This window comes from Haloarcula salina (genome assembly GCF_010119195.1).
Classification (GTDB): domain Archaea; phylum Halobacteriota; class Halobacteria; order Halobacteriales; family Haloarculaceae; genus Haloarcula; species Haloarcula salina.
Window position 1 is genome coordinate 357526 of the sequence record NZ_WRXL01000003.1, and the last position, 18653, is coordinate 376178.

Sequence of the window (18653 nt, forward strand, 5' to 3'; positions counted from 1 at the left end):
TAGCCGCCGACCCTCGAGTACCGAATCAATGCAACCGACGCCAACGCAGGTGACCGACGGTGGACCAGTCGAGTAGCGACGGCCGTTCGCTCCACGCCCCAGGGGGAACGGGACGGCCGGAGCGCTCCGTGAGTGCAGTCGCCGTCCGGGCCGTCGTCGCCGCGGCGCGCCTGGGATGGGGACTCGCCCTCCTCGCCGTGCGCCCCGTCGCCTTCTGGGGGGCCGTCGTCCTCCCGCTGGTGTATCTCCCAGCGCTCTACGGGGTCGGTGCGGTCGGATACCGGCCGCTGTTGCTCGAACTCCTCGCGCTCCACGTCGCCAGCATCCTCCTCGGCCACGGCCACTCGCCGTTCTGGACCCGCTCGTGACCGCCGACGCAGACTGTTCCCGTTCGCCGACCGGTCGCCGCGCTCGCGTCTGCGCTCGGAGTCGTCGCCACTCTCCAGTCGAAACGATGGGGGTGTGTTTTACCGTCCCACGTCAGTAGTAGTCACCGAATAACTGCTCGTCGAGCCGACCAGTCACCGTTTCGGCGAGCGTTTCGAGATTCACAGTGTCCTCACGGTTGTACGACACCAGCGTTTCGAGTGCACCGTCTCGGCCCTGTTCGTGCTCTCGCCAGAGCCGCACCGCGTCCCGACCGGAGATGTCGGGCCGGTCGCGCTCGATGCCGATGTCTCGCTCGACCTGCTTGAGTCCGCCGGAGAGGCCGATCTTCTTGCAGGTGTACATCAGGTCCAGGTGGGGGCGGTCGAGGTCGACGTCGAAGTTCGCTTCGAGGAAGGGCACGTCGAAGCGTTTGCCGTTGAACGTCACCAGGAGGTCCGCCCCGTCGAATGCCGCCCGGAGGGTCTCGCTCGTCAGGTCGTCGCCGGCCACCAGGGTCTCCGTGTCGCCGTCCTGGTAGAAGCTCACGGTCGTCACCTGATTCCGGTCCTGATCGAGGCCCGTCGTCTCGATGTCGAAGAAGCAGGCCCGGTCGCTGAACGTCTCGTACAGCCGCCAGCGCTCTCCGCTCGGGAACGCTCGGTCGAAGTAGGGCACGTCCGTCGCCGCGATGCGGTCCCGCCCCTCGTCGATGAACTGCTGGATGCGCTCGCCGCGCTGTCCGCCGACGACGGACGGCTCGAACTCGTCCCAGTGGGTGACGCCCGCCTCCCAGATGGACTGCTCGGTCTTCTCGCCGACGCCGTCGGTGCCGATGAAACTGTTCTCGACGCGCACGCTCTCGGGTACAGGCCAGGCCGTATGTAAGCCCGTCGGTGCGCGGCCTCGTCCGTCGCTACCGGCCGCACATCGAGAGCACGCTGTCGTAGACGGTCCCGTCGTCCAGCGGGACGACGACCGTGCTTCCGCAGTGGGTGCAGGCGGACCGTGGACGGTCGAACGTTCGCTCACAGAGGGGACAGACGAACCGCGAGGGGCTGGTTTCGGACACGAGCGAAGGGACGGCCGCGACGCAGAAACTCACAGTCGCTATGTGTATTTCGCGCGCACTACCGCGACGCTATTGATATAGTTGGCTGGCGTTCGGGCGGTCGCCACTACTGTCTCGTGCTACCGTTTTCCATAGCTTGAATATCGGGACGGTTTGAATATCAGGGTATGGGCGGTGGGACGGCCTCGGACGGCGAGATCAGTGCCGGGGAGCCGCTAGTCGCTCGCTTTCTCGACCGAACCGGCATCACCCGTCTCGCCCCGACGAGTCGGCTCCCGGTCGATATCGGACCGCTCACGTGGTATGCGCTCGCCGTCGTCGCGGTCGAACTGATGGGCCTCCAGGGCTACCGACTGGCGACGGGGCAGGTGCTGACGTTCGTCCAGAACCCGCTCTGGCTGCTCAGGCCGCTCGTGTTGCTCGGCGCGGCACTGGCGACCGAGAACCTCTACCGTCGCTACGACCGGGCGCTCGAACGGAGCAACATCGCCGAGCGCGTGGCGGACCCCGACCGCTTCGACGGCCTCGTCCCGGACCGACTCACCGCGCTCCTCGTCGCGCTCGGCGTGGGATTCACGCTCGTCAACGCCGTCGGTATCCTCACGATCCAACAGCTCTACGCCGCCGGCGGCGGGACGCGCGTGGTCCGCTTTCTCGTCGTGACGCCCTTCGGCTACGTGCCCGTGCTGGCGACCTTTCTCGCGACCTACGTCGCCGTCGAGGTAGTGCTGCCCCGCCGTATCGCGGCCGCAGACGTGGCGCTCGACTACCTCGACCCGGAGCGACTCGGCGGGATGCGCCCCGTCGGCGAACTGGTCAAGCTGGCCTATTACTACCTCATGGTCGGCCTCGTCGCCTACGCCGTGGCGACGTACGGTCCGTACGTCCTCGGCGGCGCGTTCGCCTACCGCGCGCTCGACGCGCCGGGGCTGGCGGTCAACGCCGTCTTCACGGCCGTCTGGCTCCTCGCCGTCGGCGTCATGGCCTATGGCATCTACGTCCTCCACCAGCACATGGCGCGCCAGAAGCGCGAGCGTCTCTACGAACTCGACCGGCGAGCCAGAGCCCACGTCGACGACCCCTGGGACATCCGGTCGTTCGACGCGCTCGACCCGCCGCCCGAGTACCAGCGCTACCGCAAGCGGGTCGAACTCGTCACCGCGACGAAGGAGTACCCGGCGACGTTCACGATGTGGTCCCAGCTGGTCGTCGGCGTCATGCTCCCGAAGGCGCTCCAGCTCGTCCTGGCCGCGGCCTGAGCGAGCGAAAACACGAAGCGGTCGGCGGCCGCAGTGCCGGGTATGACGACGTTCCTTCTCGCGACGACCTCCGTCCACGTCACCGCGGCCGCCGCCGACTACCTTCAGAGCCGGCTCGACCCGGGCGGCGACGACCGCGTCGTCGTGGTCGCGGTCAGCGAGCCCGAAGCCCCCGACCGAGACGCGGGCGACGCCGTCAACGTGGCGCGCTCGCGGCTCGCGGAGTTCGTGCCCACGACGGAAACGAGAGAGGGCGATCCGGTCGAGGAACTCCTCGCGGCCGTCGACGAGCACGACCCCGACGAAGTACTCCTCGGCGCGAGCGGCGACGAGGTCGGGGAGACGGCCAGCGCGCTCCTCGCGCGGACCGACAGGCCGGTCGTGGTCGTCCCGCTCGCCTAGCGCGAGAACAGCCCCGACTCCTCGAAGGTCAGCCCCAGGTCGACGCCGAGCAGGGCCTCGGTCATCGCGGCGAGGGCCGGCGCGACCTCCGTGTCGGGGTCGGTGGCGAGCGGCGTCGGCGCGTCCGAGCCGATGCGCGGAATCGCGTGGTCGGCGTCCGAGGGCGTCGGGCCGTCACCGTCGACCCCCGTCGCGACGACGGCGTCGGCCGGCGCACCGATGTCTCGCAGTCGCCCCTGGTGTCGCGGGAGCGCGTCGCGCCCCCGCTCGCTCTCCGGAGCGACCAGCGCACGCGTTTCGGCTGTCGTGACGGCCGCGACGGCCTGGTTCGACGCGACCGGCGGCACGTCGAGCAGGACGCGGTCGAACCGGCCGGCCAGTTCGTCGACCGCGCGCTCCAGCGTCTGGGCGCTCTCGGGCGACTTCGCGCGGGCGAGGCGCTCGAACGGCGCGTGGGCCGGACACAGCGCGACCCGGCCGCCGGCGTCGAGGTCCATCTCGTACAGCGCCTCGTCGACGGGCGCGTCGCCGAGCGCCACCGCGGTCGCGTCGGCGTCGATGCGACCCTCGACGTACCTCGCCAGCCCCTGCGTGGCGAAGGCCGCGTCGACGACCGCGACCGACCGGCCGCCGCGGGCCAGCGTCGCCGCCGTCTCCACTGCCAGCCTGGTCGTTCCCGCCCCTCCGGTACACCCCGCGAACGCGAGCGTCGAAACCCCCATACCGTTTCTCGTGGGCTATCTTTCGATAAAAAGATACGGAAAGTTATTCGAGGCCGGCGGCGATGTCGCCCTCGATTGCGTCGAGTTCGTCGTCGGAGAGGTCCGGGCGGTCGGTGACCAGCGCGTGGATTGGGCGGCCGCCGTCCTCGGCGAAGCGCGGGACGATGTGCGCGTGGACGTGCGGGACCTCCTGGCCCGCCTCCTCGCCGTTGTTGAACGCGACGGTGCTGGCCGGGGCGTCGACGGCTCCCTCGACGGCCGGGACGAGTTCGTGAACGGTCGACAGGACCTCGCCGGCCACGTCGGCGGGCGTGTCGTTCAGGCGCTCGTGGTGGGCCTTCGGGATGACGAGCGTGTGGCCCGGCGCGAGCGGGTTCGCGTCGAGGAACGCCAGGACGCTGTCGTCCTCGTAGACGGTGCGGCTGGGGATGTCGCCGGCGACGATCTGACAGAAGATGCAGTCCTCGGGCATGGGCGGCAGTGGGGCCGGCGGTCACATGAATGTTCTAGGTCCCGGCGGCGCGCCCGACCGCCTCGGCGATGGCGGCGACGTACCCCTCGCGGTCGTAGCCCAGCCGCGAGAGCCACACCTCCTGATAGGAGGGATGAAGCAGCGGGACGACGGGCACGTCAAGCGCCTCGCTCCGGCGGGGGTCGAGCACGCTGTCGAGGAATCCGTCGAGCGTCGTTTCATCGAGCGCGAGCACCGTCTCCGTGGCGTGTTTCCCGGTCGCCACGACGACATCCGGGTCGACCGCCTCGATCTCCCCGACGAGGTACGGCCGGCAGTTCGCCAGTTCCGCGTCGGTGGGGTCGCGGTTCCCCGGCGGGTGGCACTTCACCGCGTTCGTGACGTAACAGGCGTCGTGGCCGTAGCCGGCATCGGCGAGCAGGTCGCGGACCTTCCGGCCGGAGCGCCGGGACGTGTAGGCCATGCCGGTCAGATTGCCGCCGCGCCAGCGCTCTGCGTCCGGGTCGCCCTCGGCCGGGGCCTCGCCGACGACCACGAGGTCGGCGTCCAGCGGGCCGTTGCCCCACGAGATGCAGGTCCGGCTCTCGGCGAGGTCCGGGCAGCGCCGGCACTCGTCCGCGAGGGCGTTCCTGGACTCGTCGTCGGGGAACTCGGGCACACGCGAGGGCACGGCCGTCGGCGGCAAAGCGGTGGCGGTCGCGGGCTCGCCCGGTCCGTTCACCACAAGACGTTTGCCGCTGGTCACCGCCACTGCGCGTGTATGCCCTCCTACGAATACAAGACGCTCGATGTCGACACCGGCATGTTCGGTGGCAGCAGCGTGCCCATCGACGAACTGAACGACCTCGGTGCCGACGGGTGGGAAGTCGTCGCACCGATAACCGAAAACAGCGGGCAGACCGCCGGGCTCATCCTCCAGCGCGAGGGCTGACTCTCGGCGCGGCCGCCCTCGCCGTGCGCTCGCCGGCCGCTCAGGCGCACAATCGATTGTCCTTTATTGCCGGCGGCGGATGGGACGGGTATGGAACGTTTCGCCGCTGTCGACGACCAGTACGACCCCGAGGACGTGGAGGAGGGGGTCTTTTCCTACTGGGACGACGTCGACGCCTACGAGCAGACGAAGGCCCACCGCGCCGACGGCGAGGACTACTTCTTCGTCGACGGGCCGCCGTACACCTCCGGCGCGGCCCACATGGGGACGACGTGGAACAAGACCCTGAAGGACTGCTACATCCGCTACCTGCGGATGCAGGGCTACGACGTGACCGACCGGCCGGGCTACGACATGCACGGCCTCCCGATCGAGACGAAGGTCGAGGAGCGACTGGACTTCGAGAACAAGAAGGACATCGAGCGCTTCGGCGAGGAGAACTTCATCGAGGAGTGCAAGGACTTCGCCGAGGAGCAACTGGAGGGCCTCCAGTCTGACTTCCAGGACTTCGGCGTCTGGATGGACTGGGACGACCCCTACAAGACGGTGAACCCCGAGTACATGGAGGCCGCGTGGTGGGGCTTCCGGCGCGCCCACGAGCGCGGCCTCGTCGAGCAGGGCCAGCGCTCCATCAATCAGTGCCCCCGGTGTGAGACCGCTATCGCCAACAACGAGGTCGAACGCGAGGAGGTCGGGAAACCGTCTATCTACGTCAAATTCCAGCTCGCGGACCGCGAGGGCAGTCTGGTCATCTGGACGACGACGCCGTGGACCATCCCCGCCAACACCTTCGTCGCCGTCGACGGCGACGTGACCTATCAGGGCGTGCGCGCGACGAAGGACGGCGAGGAGGAGGTCCTCTACATCGCCGAACCGCGCGTCGAGGACGTCCTCTCGAAGGGGCGCTACGACGACTTCGAGATACTCGAGGAGGTCACCGGCGAGGAGATGGTCGGCTGGGCGTACGACCACCCGCTGGCCGAGGAAGTGCCGGACCACGCGGGCGGCGAGGGGTCCCTGCAGGTCTACACCGCCGAGTACGTCGACGCCGAGGACCAGACCGGTCTCGTCCACTCCGCGCCCGGCCACGGTGAAGAGGACTTCGAGCGCGGCCGCGAACTCGGGCTCGAAATCTTCTGTCCGGTCGGCGGCGACGGCGTCTACACCGAACAGGGCGGCGACTACGCCGGCACGTTCGTCCGCGACGCGAACGACGACGTAATCGCCGACTTAGAGGCGAAGGGCGCGCTCTTGGCCAGCGAGTCGGGCTACACCGTCAACGAGGGCCACTGCTGGCGCTGTGACACCGGGATCGTCCGCATCGTCACCGACCAGTGGTTCATCACGGTCACCGACATCAAGGACGAACTGCTCGAAAACATCGAGGACAGCGAGTGGTACCCCCAGTGGGCCCGCGACAACCGCTTCCGCGACTTCGTCGAGGACGCGCCGGACTGGAACGTCTCGCGACAGCGCTACTGGGGCATTCCGATCCCGATCTGGCTTCCCGACGACTGGTCGGGCGACATGGACGACGCTATCGTCGTCGGCGACCGCGAGGAACTGGCCAAGCGCGTCGACCAGGAGATCGACCCCGAGACTGTCGACCTCCACAAGGGCACGGTCGACGACCTCACCATCACCGAGGACGGCACGACCTACACCCGCGTCGGCGACGTCTTCGACGTGTGGCTCGACTCCTCCGTCGCGACGTGGGGGACCGTCGACTATCCCGAGCAGACCGAGGACTTCGAGGAACTCTGGCCCGCCGACCTCATCATGGAGGCCCACGACCAGACCCGCGGGTGGTTCTGGTCGCAACTGGGCATGAGCACCGCCGCGACGGGCGAGAGTCCGTACAAGCAGGTGCTGATGCACGGCTACGCCAACATGCCCGACGGCCGCGGGATGTCCAAGTCCAAGGGCATCCTCGTCGACCCACACGAGGTCATCGACGAGCACGGCCGCGACCCGATGCGGCTGTTCCTCCTCTCCCAGACCGCACAGGGCGTCGACATGAACTTCTCGTGGGACGAGACCCAGGAGATGCAGCGGCGGCTCAACATCCTCTGGAACGTCGCGCGCTTCCCGCTGCCGTACATGCGCGCCGACGACTTCGAGCCCGGCGATCCGACGCAGTCGGATCGAGGCGAAGCCGCCGAAGCGACCACCGTCGAGGCCGTCCGAGATGACCTCGAACTCGCCGACGAGTGGGTCCTCTCGCGCCTCCAGAGCGTCGAGGCGGCGATGACCGAGTCGATGGACGACTTCGAGAACGACAAGGCCGTCGGCGAACTGCTCGACTTCGTCGTCGAGGACGTCTCGCGGTTCTACATCCAGGTCGTCCGCGAGCGGATGTGGGAGGAGGAAGACAGCGCCTCGAAGCTGGCCGCCTACGCCACGCTGTACCGCGTGCTGGAGGAGGTCGCGGCCCTGTTCGCGCCGTTCACGCCGTTCGTCGCCGAGGAGATCTACGAGGCGCTCACCGGGGAGTCGGGCCACCCGACGGTCCACATGTGCGACTGGCCCGAGGCCGACGACGACCTGCGCGATCCCGCCCTCGAACGCGAGATCGAGGTCGTCCGCGAGGTCGAGGAGGCGGGGTCCAACGCCCGCCAGCAGGCCGAGCGCAAACTCCGCTGGCCCGTCACCCGCGTCGTCGTCGACGTCGACAGCGACGACGTGGCCGACGCCGTTCGCGCCCAGGAGGCGATCATCGCCGACCGCCTGAACGCCCGCGCGGTCGAGGTCGTCGGGGCCGACGCCGAGTGGGGCGAACTCGCCTACTCCGCCGAGGCCGACATGAGCGAACTCGGCCCGGCCTTCGGCGACGACGCCGGCCGCGTCATGAACGCGCTCAACGAGGCCCGCATCGCCGAGGCGTCGCTGGCGGACCTCGAAGCCGCCGTCTCCGAGACGCTCGGCGAGTCCGTCGACCTCACCGGCGAGATGGTCACCTTCCGCCGCGAGACGCCCGACGGCGTCACCGGTACCGAGTTCGCCGCGCTCGACGGCGGCGGCGTGGTCTACGTCGACACCGCGCTCACCGAGGACATCGAGAGCGAGGGCTACGCCCGCGAGGTCATCCGCCGGGTCCAGGAGATGCGAAAGGACCTCGAACTCGACATCGAGGAGCGCATCCGCGTCGACCTCGACATCGACGACGACCGAGTCGCCGATCTCGTCGCCGAGCACGAGGCCCTCATCAGGGAAGAGGTCCGCGCCGACGAACTCGGCGCGGTCGAGGACGGCCACCGCAAGACGTGGGACGTGGAGGGTACGGAGATGGAGATCGCGATCACGCCCGTGGCCGCTGCGGAAGCGTCGGACTGAGCCGGCCGTCCCGGTGCACGGGCCTCTCGCCGCAAACGTGTATGGTTGGGGGAATTTAATTATTGGTAACAATTAACATGGACGGCGTCGTAGCTGGATCTATAGTAGCCATTGAAAGTCAGTGCACACCTGATCGCACGATTGCAGTCGATCAGTGTGTAAACTGTTTCAATTGTTACTATAGCGCTCGGTACCGACGACACGCCGGGGCGAGGGACGCGTCGAATCGGGCGCGCTGACTGGAGGAGCCAATGGCAGCGACATCGACACTGGAGGACAACAAGCGGCTCGCACGACAGATTCCCGAGGCGGTCGCGACCGAGGGCGACCTCGACCGCCTCGACGACATTTGCGCGGACGACGTCGTCGACCGGAGTCCGTTGGGCGTCGTGGAGGGTCCCGCGGCACTGAAAGAACAGCTCGCCGGCGTCCGCGTCGCGTTCGGGGAGTTCTCGGCGACGGTCGAGGACATCGTCGCGGAGGGCGACACCGTCGCCATGCGCGTGACGTTGCGGGGGACACACCGGGGCGAGTTCATGGGCGCCGAGGCGACCGGGAAGGCCGTCGAAGTGCAGAACATGGTGTTCACTCGCATCGAGGACGGCCTGATCGCGGAGCGCTGGGTCCAGCCGGACACGCTCGGCCTCATGGTACAGGTCGGTGCGGTCGACCCGCCCGTGGCGTAAGTTCGCGCGCGGCATTTTTTGACACCGTTTGGCGTCAACGACGACGCTATCCGCGGTTTACGCCCGATACCGTAAGCGGTTAGCCCCCGTCTCGCCTGCGAGGAGACAGTGACCGAGTCACGCGAACTCTACGCGCTGTATTTCACCCGCTTCGCGAACTCCTTCGGTATCGTGACGCTGCTGACGCTGCTGCCGACCTACATCGACCTGCTGGACCCGCAGGGGTTCGTCCTCGGGATGTTCGCGACGGGACTGACGCTGGCCCAGGCCGGGACCGTGATCCCGGTGTCGTACCTCGGCGACCGCTTCGACAAGCGCTCCATCCTCGTCGGCGGGCTCGCCCTGGCCGCGCTGGTGTACGGCCTGTTCCCGCTGGTCGCCACGAGCTGGGAGTTCGTGTTCGTCCGCGGCCTCCAGGGCGTGGCGGCCACCGTCGCGGGCCTCCTCGGCCTCGCGCTCGTGGGCCAGCTCGCCCGCGACAGCGAGCGGGGCACCACCATCGGTACCTCGAACGCCTGGCGGTTCGCCGCGGCCATCGGCGGGTCGCTGTCGGCCGGCGCGCTGTACGACCGGTTCGGGTTCGACGCCGTGTTCGGGCTGTTGCTGGTCGTCTGTAGCGCCGCCGCGCTCGCGGTCTGGCTGTGGGTCGACCCGGACGAGACGAGCACGGACGGCTTCGCTTTCGCAGACCTCGCGATGAACCGCCGCATCCTCACCATCACGAGCTTCCGCGCGCAGTACGCCGTCGCGGTGACGCTGGTGCGGACGTGGGTTCCCATCTTCGCCGGCGTCGCCGCGGCGAAGGGCGGCCTCGGCTACAACGCGGCGATCAACGGCGCGACGGCGGTGGCGGTGGTGCTGGCCGCCGAGAAGTTCACGAACATGCTCGCCCAGCCCTACACCGGGTCGCTGTCGGACCGCTTTGGCCGCGCGCGGTTCGTCTTCGTCGGCGGCCTGTGCTACGGCGCGGTCGCGCTGGCCGTCCCGTTCACCCCGGCCGTCGGCGCGGCGCTCGGCCTGCCCGAGAGCTACCCCTTCTTCGGATCGCTCTCGGCGGCCTTCCTCCCGCTGGTCGCCCTGAACGCGCTCCTCGGCGTCGCCGACTCCATCCGCGAGCCGGCGAGCATGGCGCTGTTCGCCGACGAGGGGTCCGGCAGCGGCGTCGCGTCGAGCTTCGGCGTCCGCTCGCTGGTGTGGCGGCCCGGCTCGGTGCTCGCGCCGCTGGCGGGCGGCTGGCTGACGACGAACGCCGGGATGGAGTGGGTGTTCTACCTCGGCGCGGCGTCGGCCTTCACCGGCGTCGCCGCGTTCTTCGGCATCCTCACCTACCGCCACGGGTGGGGCGGGCTGGCCGAGTGGTGACTACAGCTCCTCGGCGACGACCGGCGCGGCGCTGACCTCGCTGACGGCGCGTTCGAGCGTGTCCGTCCCGTAGACGGCCTCGACGCCGGCGCCGTTGAGCTTCGTCAGCGCGTTGCTCGCCAGCATCGGGTGGACGCAGGTGACGAAGACTCGCTGGGCGTTCCGGTCGTCGAGGACGCCGACGGACTCGCTCATCGTCGACCCCGTCGCGATGATGTCGTCGACCAGCACCACGTCGCGGCCTTCCACCGGCGCGTCGCTCGGGCGGATCTCGATGTCGCCGGTGTCGTAGTCGCGCTCCTTCTCGAAGAAGTCCGTCTCGCCCTCGCCGGCGGCGTTCCGGACCGTCTCGGCGAGGCCGATCGCGCCCTCGTCGGGCGAGAGGAAGAGCGGGTCTTCGAGGGTGTCCGGAAGGGGGTCGGCGAGGACGCTCGCGGCGTCGACGTGGGCGGCCGGCACGTCGAAGAAGTCACAGACGGCCGGTTCGTGGGGATTCACCGTCACCACGCGGTCGGTCCCGGTCGAGATGGCGCGGGCCATCGCTCGCGAGGAGATCGGTTCGCCTGGTTTGAACGCCTCGTCCTGGCGGGCGTAGCCCATGTACGGCAGGACGGTGACGACCTCGCTGGCCCCGCTCTCGCGGACCGCGTCCTGCAACTGGAGCACCTGCACGTGCGCGTCGCTGTCGACGGTCGAGGCGACGACGACCGCCCGCTCGCCCGAGACCGCTTCGGGGACGCGGACGACGTGCTCGCCGTCGGGGAACCGCTCGTACTCGACCCGTCCCAGCCGCTCGCCGGTCGCCTCGGCGAGGGCCGCCGCGAACGCCTGCGTGTCAGCCCCGGGGATAATCATATCGGGTGGGTCGCCGTCCGGGCTAAACCCTGTTTCGATTCCGCAACAGTGCCGCTCGCCGCTCCCCACGGCCGTTTCGGGACGCCGTCGCTGCTCGGTCGTCTTCCGAAAATGAAACCTACGTGGGTAATTAGGCGACGGCGACGCCGGCGACCTCGGGGACGCCGAGCGACCGCTGTCGCCACCCGCCCTGGCCGTCGGCGGTCGCCTCGGCCGCGGTGGCGACCAGGAAGGTCCCGGCCTCGGTGACGGCGTACACGTCGTCGCCGTGGGTCACGTCGACCACGCGCTCGTCCACGGGGATGGCACACGGCTCCCACGACCCGTCGGTCAGTTCGTACAGTCCGTCCGCCGCGGCGGCGTGGACGCGCTCGCCGTCGGCGGCGACGGCGCGGTGACTCCCCGAGCGGACCTCGGTCCAGTCCTCGTCCCCCCGGCGAAAGAGGCCGCTCTCGGTCGCGGCGTAGCCGGCGGCCACGTCGGTCGCGTCGGCCAGCCCCAGTCGGTCGAGCGAGGGGAGGCCGTACACGCCGTCGGCCGCGGCGAGCAGACCGCCGCCGATGGCGCGCACGTCCTCGACGCGTCCGAGGTCGGTCCACGCCCCGTCGGCGTAGCGGGCGACGCGCCCGCCGCCGGCCGCGAGCAGGCCGGCCTCGTCGTAGCCGACCGCGGTCGCCGGGCCGAACCCCGTCGGCGCGAACCCGTCGTCCGTCAGTACCAGCACCGACTCGTCGGTGGCGACGGCGATCTCGCCGGCCGCGCCGGCCACGTCGCGGGCGGTACAGCGCTCGCTCAGGCTGAACCGGCCGATCTGGCCGCCGGCGGTCTCGACCCGCGTGACGCCCAGCCCCGACGCGACGTACGCGTGGGTCTCCGGGCGCTTCGCGCCGTACATCCGCTTCTCCGAGAGCGCGATGTCGTCGTCGCTCACTTCATATCGCCTCTTTGTACGCTTCGAGCGCATTCTCTACGTCTTCACCTGTGTGGGCATCACAGATGAACTGTGACTCGAACTGGTTCGCCGTGAGGAACACGCCCCGGTCTTTCATCGCGGGCCAGAACAGCCGCTCCCAGCGCTCGGTCTCCGCGCGCTTCACGTCGCCGCCGTTCTTCGGGCAGTGCTCGAAGCGGGGACAGGACTCCCGCTGACGACAGCCCGCCTCGCAGTGACCCTCGAAGGTATCGGGCGCGTTCCGGGTGAAGACGACCTTGAACATCGAATCGCGTCCGACGACGGTGTACTCTGGGGCCTGGTCTTCGAGGATGTCCTGCAGGCCCGAGCGGAGTCGGTCGCCGAGCGAATTGACGTGGTCGTATACGTCGTGTTCAGCCGCATACCGAAGCGTCTCCAGTCCGGCCGCCATCGTGACGGGGTGGCCGGAGAACGTGCCAGACTGGAACACGTCGCCGGCCGGCGTGAACTGCTCGATTATCTCGCTCTTGCCGCCGATGGCTCCCACCGGGAAGCCGCCGCCGACGATCTTCCCGAACGTGGTGATGTCGGGGTCGATGTCGAACGCGCCCTGGGCGCACTGGAGGCCGCCGACGCGGAAGCCGGTGATGACCTCGTCGAAGATCAGCAGCGAGCCGTGGTCGTCACACAGTTCGCGGAGCGTCTCGTGGTAGCCCTCGACCGGATGGACGATGCCGTAGTTCCCGAGGATGGGTTCGGTGAGGACCGCGGCGATGTCGTCGCCGTGCTCCTCGAACACCTCGCGGGCGGCCGCCTCGTCGTTGAACGGGACCGTCAGCGTGTGTTCGGCGAAGCTCTGCGGGATGCCGGGGCTGGAGGGTGCGGTGTGGTCGCCTTCGCCCTCGACCAGCGTCGACTCCTGTGCGCCGTGGTAGCCGCTCTGCATCACCACGATCTTGTCGCGGCCGGTGTAGCCCCGCGCCAGTCGGACCGCCGAGACCGTCGCCTCGGTCCCGCTGTTGACGAACCGGATCATCTCGACGCTCGGGACGTGCCGGGTGACGAACTCCGCCAGTTCGACCTCGACCTCCGTTGGCGCGCCGTACATCGGTCCCTCGGCGGCGCGCTGCTGGACCGCCGCCTGCACCGACTCGGGCATGTCGTGGCCGAGCAGGAGCGGCCCGTAGCCCATCACGAAGTCGATGTAGCGGTTGCCGTCGGCGTCGACGACGTGGCCCCCGTCGCCCTTCTCGACGAAGAACGGGTACGGCCGGACCGCACGGACCGAGGAGTTGACGCCGCCCGGCAGCACTGACAGGGCGCGGTCGTACAGCGCTCGCGACTGCTCGTGGTTCATACGCGGGCGTTCGACTGCTGTCAGAAAGAAACTGTTGTTAGCCGTCTGTGCGATTCCGCCGAGCGGACCCGGTGCCAGCGAGGCGGGATGAACGGATGTCCGAATTATCTCGGAATGGCAGGGGTTCGTAAAGAGTTACTGTTTTACAGTGCGTGTTCATCTACATAGACGACAGAATGCTAGCCGAATGTGCTGGAATATCGTTTATGAGTGGACGGACGGGCGTCTTTGGGGCGCGTGATTCGCTGTGAGCGACTGGGTCCCGACCACCTGCATGCGCTGTGCCGTCGGCTGCGGGCACATGCATCGGGCGGCCGACGTGGGGTACGGCATCGACACGGCCCGGGGCGACGCGGCCCATCCGGTCAGTCAGGGGCTGGCGTGTTCGCGCGGCATCAGCGAGAGCCAGGACCCCGACGGGGAATGGCTCTCGCGGCCGATGGTCCGCAGTGACGGCGAACTCCGCCAGACGACATGGGACGTGGCGCTGGCCCGCGCCGTCGAGGGCCTCCAGGCGGTTCACGCTCGCGACCCGGACGCCGTGGCGATCCTCGGGAGCGGCCAGCAGACCAACGAGGCGGCCTACGCGCTCGGGAAACTCGCCCGGGGCGGCTTCGGCACGCGCAACTACGACGCCAACACGACGCTGTGCATGGCCAGCGCCGTCACCGCCTACTACCAGGCGTTCGGCAGCGACGCGCCGCCGTGTACCTACGCCGACATCCCGAAGACGGAGACCCACGTCGTCTGGGGCGCGAACCCCGCGGTCGCCCACCCCGTGATGTTCCGCTGGATCCGGCAGGCCGCCGACGAGGACGACGTGGAAATCGTCGTCGTCGATCCCGTTCGTTCCGAGACGGCCGAGAACTCCGAGCACCACGTCGCGCCGGACCCGGGCACGGACCTCGCGCTCGCCCGGGCCGTCCTCGCGCGGCTGGTCGAGACCGGGCGGATCGACCGGGCGTTCGTCGCCGAGGCGACGGAGGGCTTCGAGGACCTCCTCGCCTCGCTGCCGGACGCCGAGGCGGCGGCCGCCGACGCCGGCGTCGACCCGGCGGACGTGGACCTGCTTGCCGACGCGCTCGACCAGCGGGCGCTCGTCTACTGGGGCATGGGCGTCAATCAGCACGTCCAGGGCACCGAGATCGCGCGCTCGCTCGTCGACCTGACGCTCGCCACGGGGAACCTCCGGCCCGGGGGCGGCCCGTTCTCGCTGACCGGCCAGGCCAACTCCATGGGGACGCGCATCTGCTCCTCGAAGGGCTCCTGGCCCGGCCAGCGCGCCTTCGAGGACCCCGATCACCGCCGCGTCGTCGCCGACCACTGGGACGTGCCGGTCGGCCGCCTGCCGGACGACCCCGGACCCGGCCCGGTCGGGATGCTCGAAGACGGTCCCGAGGCCGTCTGGACGGTCGCGACGAACCCCGTCGCCGGGATGCCCGAGGCCGAGCGCGTCCGCGAGACGCTCGACGACGCCTTCGTCGTCGCCCAGGACGCCTTCCACACCGAGACGACCGAGGTCGCCGACGTGGTGTTGCCCGCGGCGACGTGGGGCGAGAGCGAGGGCACGACGACGAACATGGAGCGGACCATCTCCCGGGTGCGGGCGGCGACCGACGTGCCAAGCGGCGTCAAGCAGGACATCGACATCATCGCCACCATCGGCTCGCGGCTGTTCCCCGGCCTGTTCCACGACGACACGTCTCCGGACCCGGAAGCCATCTTCGAGGAGTTCACCGCGCTGACCGAAGGCACGGTCGCCGACTGCTCGGGCATCACCTACGACCGCCTCGACGACGTACACGCGGTCAGGTGGCCCGCGCCCGACGAGGACAGCGCCGGCGGCTACCGCTACTACGAGGGCGGAGACGAGGAGTCGTGGTCGTTCCCGACCGGCACCGGCCGCGCGCAGTTCTCGACCGGCCGCCAGCGGGCGCTCCCCGAACCGGCCGACGACGAGTACCCGCTCACCCTCACCACCGCCCGCGAGGCCGACGGCTACAACACCGGCGTCCGCTCGCGCGGCGGCGAAGCCGGGCCGCTCGTGGCCCGCATCCATCCCGAGACGGTCGACGAACACAGCGGGATCGTCGCCGACGACCGGCTCGCCGTCGCGACCAGACGGGGCTCCGCGACCGTCGAGATCGACCGCGACGAGGGCGTCCCGCGCGGCATGGTCTGGCTGCCGATCCATCACCCGGCGACGAACCGCCTGACCCTCTCCGAGCGGGACCCGCAGTCGAACGAACCGCACTTCAAGCAGTGCGCCGCTCGCCTCGTCGCCCCCGAGGCCGAACTGCCGCCGGCAGCGGCCGACTGACCGCTCGGTTTCACTGTTCGCCGCTCCTGCCGGTCGTCCGTTCGCACCGCTCGCCGTCTCGATGCATCTCGCAGAAACGTCGGTATCGTGCCTCAGTCGCTCCCCAGCGTGCCGGTTCGCGGGAGCCCGTTGCGGGTCACCGTCGACGAGGTGTCTGGCGTCGCCAGCCGGACGGCGCACTGCTTGTAGTTCGGCTCGTTGGACTCGGGATCGACCGCCGGCAGCGTCAGTTCGTTGACGGCCGTGTTGTGGATGTCCATCCAGATGGTTTCGGGGGGAACGGCGTCGTCCGGCGCGAGGTCGACGGTCACGCTCCCGCGCCGCGACTCGACGACGGTCCGACCGCGGTCGAACAGCTGGACGTACTGGCCGGCCGTCTCGGGGTGGATGCGCGCCGTCGGGACGTCGCCGGTCTGCCCGTCCGCCCTGACGTCGGTGTTGTACGCCTCGGCGCGCCGCCCGGTGGTCAGCGTCAGCGGATAGGTCGCGTCAGTCGGTTCGGGGAGTCCCTTGTACGTCGGCTCCGTGAACTGCGCCCGCCCGGTGTCCGTCGGGAACGACCAGGTCTCGCCGTCGTCAGCGTCGGGGTCGTGGTACCGATACCCGCCTTCGGTGGACTCGTCCGGCGCGGGCCACCTGACGGCCAGTTCCGCATCGAGGCGGTCGTAGGTGATGCCCGAGCAGTCGGCGGGGGTCCCCTCGGTCAGCGCGGCGAACTCGTCGAAGACGGACTCCGGGTCGACCGGCGGGCCGTCGAACAGCGTCTCGTCGATACGGTTCCCGATGGCGGCGATGATGTCGAGGTCCCGTCGGACGGTGTCGATCGTGTCGCTCACCGCGGTGACCTTCGAGACGCGCCGCTCCATGTTCATCGTCGTGCCCTCGCTCTCGCCCCACGTCGCCGCGGGCAGGACCACGTCGGCGTACTCGACGGTCTCCGAGCGGAACGCGTCCTGCACGACGAGGAAGATGTCGTCGAGCGACCGCCTGACGTTCGTGGCGTCGGGCATCCCGACGACGGGGTTCGTCGCGACCGTCCAGCAGGCGTCGATGTGGCCGCGGTTGATCTCGTCCACGATGCCGACCGGCCCCGGTCCGGGCGACTCGGGCAGCCGACTCAGCGGCACGTCCCAGTGGTCGGCGACCGCCGCCCGGTGATCGTCGTCGGTGAACGGCCGGTGCCCGGGCCACGCCTCCTTCGAGGAGACGACGCGAGCGCCCATGGAGTTGGCCTGGCCGGTCAGCGAGAACGGGCCGCTGCCGGGCCCCATGTTCCCCGTAGCCAGGCACAGATTGATGAGCGACCGCGCGGCGTCGGTGCCGTTCGTGCTCTGGTTGACGCCCATCCCCCAGTAGACGAGCGTCCGGTCCTCGAAGGCGTCGGCCAGCGCGTCGACGGCCTCGACGGAGACGCCGGCGGTGGCCGCGGCGCACTCGACCGCCGGGAGCGACTCGACGAGTTCGTCGTAGCCGTCGGTCGCCTCGTCGACGAACGCGCGGTCGACTCGGTCGGTCTCGACCAGCCGCGCGAGGATCGCGCGCGCCAGTTCCACGTCCGTCCCGGCTTCGAGCTGGACGCACCGGTCGGCGTCGGCGGCGGTCTCGCTTCGGACGGGGTCGACGACGACGAGGCGGCTGTCCGGCTCGCTCGCGCTGTCGAGTATCCAGCGATAGAGGACGGGATGTGCCGCGGCCGGGTTCGCGCCCCAGACGACGTGGGTCTCCGCCTTCGGGATGTCGTCGTAGGTGCACGGCGGCGCGTCGCTGCCGAAGGCGTCGTAGTACGCCGTGACGGCCGAGGACATACACAGCGTCGTGTTGGCGTCGAAGTGCTCGGTGCCGATGCCGGCGCGGGCCACCTTCCCGAGCGCGTAGGCCGCCTCGTTGGTCTGCTGGCCGCTCCCGAGGACGGCGATTCTGTTCGGGTCCTCCGCGATCGTCTGGATGAACTCCGAGGCGACGATGCCGAGCGCCGTCGCCCAGGACGTCGGCTTGAGCGTGTCGCCGCGTCGGACCAGCGGCTCCGTGAGCCACTCCCCGCTCGGGTTCTCGGTCTCTCTGATGCCGCGCTCGCAGGCGAGTCCGTTCGAGACCGGGTGGTTCCGGTTCCCGCGAACCGTGTCGATGCCGTACCCCTCGTCGACGCCGCGCTGTTGCTGTCCACAGCCCACGGCACACCGCATACAGGTGGTTGGCTTCCAGTAGCTCATCTGTTGGGACCGTTCGCAGTCGGTTCGTCGCGCTGGCTTCGGGTAACGGAGCGCGTCCGGCCGCCGGCCGGCGGGCACCGGACGAGGCAGCGCGGACGCGCGTCGGTCCGTCGTTCGTCTCTCATTGTAGTGGTATACGGCTGAGCATCTCGTGTTCGTACACGATATTGCCCTGTATATTGAGGATATTCATGCGACCAGCCGAATAACACTTTCGCTGAAAGAAAATTTGAGAGAAATCACGACGAATGTTCACACACGTTCGCCCCTCGTACCGGTGGCTCTCCCGATCGGACCCCGCCGAGGTGGTCTGGCCGCAGCCGAGCGCCGCCGGGAATCGGTGCCGGCGGCGTTTCGGTCCATCAGAGGTCAAAAATTCACCGTCTCACCGAA

Annotated in this window: 17 protein-coding genes; 8 read left to right on the plus strand and 9 right to left on the minus strand. The window is 69.4% G+C overall.

Features of this window, described 5'->3' with window-relative positions:
* Positions 1–128 precede the first annotated feature (128 nt).
* The gene (locus GM656_RS10205) at positions 129–368 is read left to right on the plus strand and encodes a hypothetical protein (RefSeq protein WP_162413555.1); all 240 of its coding nucleotides are present in this window, start codon (positions 129–131) and stop codon (positions 366–368) included.
* A gap of 112 nt (positions 369–480) precedes the next feature.
* On the opposite strand, the gene GM656_RS10210 is transcribed toward GM656_RS10205, so the two are convergent.
* Complete coding sequence (locus GM656_RS10210) at positions 481–1224, minus strand: ribonuclease H-like domain-containing protein (RefSeq protein ID WP_162413556.1); 744 nt, start codon at positions 1222–1224, stop codon at positions 481–483.
* A gap of 58 nt (positions 1225–1282) precedes the next feature.
* The gene (locus GM656_RS10215) at positions 1283–1471 is read right to left on the minus strand and encodes a hypothetical protein (RefSeq protein ID WP_162413557.1); all 189 of its coding nucleotides are present in this window, start codon (positions 1469–1471) and stop codon (positions 1283–1285) included.
* A 134-nt stretch (positions 1472–1605) separates the two neighbouring features.
* Between GM656_RS10215 and GM656_RS10220 the strand changes: the two genes are divergently transcribed.
* Both GM656_RS10220 and GM656_RS10225 read left to right on the plus strand, forming a co-directional pair.
* Complete coding sequence (locus tag GM656_RS10220; protein ID WP_241692747.1) at positions 1606–2697, plus strand: hypothetical protein; 1092 nt, start codon at positions 1606–1608, stop codon at positions 2695–2697.
* A 42-nt stretch (positions 2698–2739) separates the two neighbouring features.
* A complete protein-coding gene (locus tag GM656_RS10225; protein WP_162413558.1) occupies positions 2740–3099 on the plus strand; it encodes a universal stress protein in 360 nt (119 codons plus the stop codon).
* Here the strand turns inward: GM656_RS10225 and GM656_RS10230 are convergent.
* Genes GM656_RS10230 through GM656_RS10240 form a run of 3 tightly spaced genes read right to left on the minus strand, consistent with a single transcriptional unit; the run spans position 3096 to position 4951 of the window.
* Positions 3096–3821 carry a ParA family protein gene (locus tag GM656_RS10230; RefSeq protein WP_162413559.1) on the minus strand — a complete coding sequence of 242 codons (726 nt, stop codon included), beginning with the start codon at positions 3819–3821 and terminating at the stop codon, positions 3096–3098. The two genes, GM656_RS10225 and GM656_RS10230, sit on opposite strands and share 4 nt — an antisense overlap.
* Positions 3822–3864: 43 nt before the next feature.
* Positions 3865–4293 (minus strand): HIT family protein, encoded by a 429-nt coding sequence (locus GM656_RS10235; RefSeq protein WP_162413560.1) that lies wholly within the window; start codon positions 4291–4293, stop codon positions 3865–3867.
* A 34-nt stretch (positions 4294–4327) separates the two neighbouring features.
* Positions 4328–4951 (minus strand): uracil-DNA glycosylase, encoded by a 624-nt coding sequence (locus GM656_RS10240; protein ID WP_162413561.1) that lies wholly within the window; start codon positions 4949–4951, stop codon positions 4328–4330.
* A 102-nt stretch (positions 4952–5053) separates the two neighbouring features.
* On the opposite strand from GM656_RS10240, the gene GM656_RS10245 reads away from it, so the two are divergent.
* From GM656_RS10245 to GM656_RS10260, 4 genes are all read left to right on the plus strand, one after another.
* Positions 5054–5224: a DUF4177 domain-containing protein gene (locus GM656_RS10245; RefSeq protein ID WP_162413562.1), complete on the plus strand. Its 171-nt coding sequence runs from the start codon at positions 5054–5056 to the stop codon at positions 5222–5224.
* A 90-nt stretch (positions 5225–5314) separates the two neighbouring features.
* Positions 5315–8557: an isoleucine--tRNA ligase gene (ileS, locus tag GM656_RS10250; protein WP_162413563.1), complete on the plus strand. Its 3243-nt coding sequence runs from the start codon at positions 5315–5317 to the stop codon at positions 8555–8557.
* A gap of 251 nt (positions 8558–8808) precedes the next feature.
* Positions 8809–9243 carry an ester cyclase gene (locus GM656_RS10255; protein ID WP_162413564.1) on the plus strand — a complete coding sequence of 145 codons (435 nt, stop codon included), beginning with the start codon at positions 8809–8811 and terminating at the stop codon, positions 9241–9243.
* A gap of 108 nt (positions 9244–9351) precedes the next feature.
* Complete coding sequence (locus tag GM656_RS10260; protein ID WP_162413565.1) at positions 9352–10605, plus strand: MFS transporter; 1254 nt, start codon at positions 9352–9354, stop codon at positions 10603–10605.
* On the opposite strand, the gene GM656_RS10265 is transcribed toward GM656_RS10260, so the two are convergent.
* The 3 genes from GM656_RS10265 to hemL form a co-directional block, all read right to left on the minus strand.
* Positions 10606–11460, minus strand: a complete 855-nt coding sequence (locus GM656_RS10265) for a ribose-phosphate diphosphokinase (RefSeq protein ID WP_162413566.1) — start codon at positions 11458–11460, stop codon at positions 10606–10608.
* Between the two features lie 130 nt (positions 11461–11590).
* Entirely contained in the window at positions 11591–12391 is an 801-nt protein-coding gene (locus GM656_RS10270) for an HVO_0234 family beta-propeller protein (RefSeq protein WP_162413567.1), read from the minus strand.
* Position 12392: 1 nt separating this feature from the next.
* Positions 12393–13730 carry a glutamate-1-semialdehyde 2,1-aminomutase gene (gene hemL, locus GM656_RS10275; RefSeq protein ID WP_162413568.1) on the minus strand — a complete coding sequence of 446 codons (1338 nt, stop codon included), beginning with the start codon at positions 13728–13730 and terminating at the stop codon, positions 12393–12395.
* Between the two features lie 247 nt (positions 13731–13977).
* Here hemL and nasA (GM656_RS10280) point away from each other — a divergent pair, with 247 nt between their 5' ends.
* A complete protein-coding gene (gene nasA / locus GM656_RS10280) occupies positions 13978–16050 on the plus strand; it encodes an assimilatory nitrate reductase NasA (protein ID WP_162413569.1) in 2073 nt (690 codons plus the stop codon).
* A gap of 92 nt (positions 16051–16142) precedes the next feature.
* Here nasA (GM656_RS10280) and nasA (GM656_RS10285) read toward each other — a convergent pair whose 3' ends face one another.
* Positions 16143–18260: an assimilatory nitrate reductase NasA gene (nasA, locus tag GM656_RS10285; protein WP_162413570.1), complete on the minus strand. Its 2118-nt coding sequence runs from the start codon at positions 18258–18260 to the stop codon at positions 16143–16145.
* Positions 18261–18653 lie beyond the last annotated feature (393 nt).

Excerpts from the sequence above, each read along its gene's own strand:
- GM656_RS10220 (WP_241692747.1), top strand. The coding sequence starts at position 1,606 with ATGGGCGGTGGGACGGCCTCGGACGGCGAGATCAGTGCCGGGGAGCCG.
- GM656_RS10225 (WP_162413558.1), top strand. The coding sequence starts at position 2,740 with ATGACGACGTTCCTTCTCGCGACGACCTCCGTCCACGTCACCGCGGCC.
- GM656_RS10230 (WP_162413559.1), bottom strand. The coding sequence starts at position 3,821 with ATGGGGGTTTCGACGCTCGCGTTCGCGGGGTGTACCGGAGGGGCGGGA.
- GM656_RS10235 (WP_162413560.1), bottom strand. The coding sequence starts at position 4,293 with ATGCCCGAGGACTGCATCTTCTGTCAGATCGTCGCCGGCGACATCCCC.
- GM656_RS10245 (WP_162413562.1), top strand. The coding sequence starts at position 5,054 with ATGCCCTCCTACGAATACAAGACGCTCGATGTCGACACCGGCATGTTC.
- ileS (WP_162413563.1), top strand. The coding sequence starts at position 5,315 with ATGGAACGTTTCGCCGCTGTCGACGACCAGTACGACCCCGAGGACGTG.
- GM656_RS10255 (WP_162413564.1), top strand. The coding sequence starts at position 8,809 with ATGGCAGCGACATCGACACTGGAGGACAACAAGCGGCTCGCACGACAG.
- GM656_RS10265 (WP_162413566.1), bottom strand. The coding sequence starts at position 11,460 with ATGATTATCCCCGGGGCTGACACGCAGGCGTTCGCGGCGGCCCTCGCC.
- hemL (WP_162413568.1), bottom strand. The coding sequence starts at position 13,730 with ATGAACCACGAGCAGTCGCGAGCGCTGTACGACCGCGCCCTGTCAGTG.
- nasA (WP_162413570.1), bottom strand. The coding sequence starts at position 18,260 with ATGAGCTACTGGAAGCCAACCACCTGTATGCGGTGTGCCGTGGGCTGT.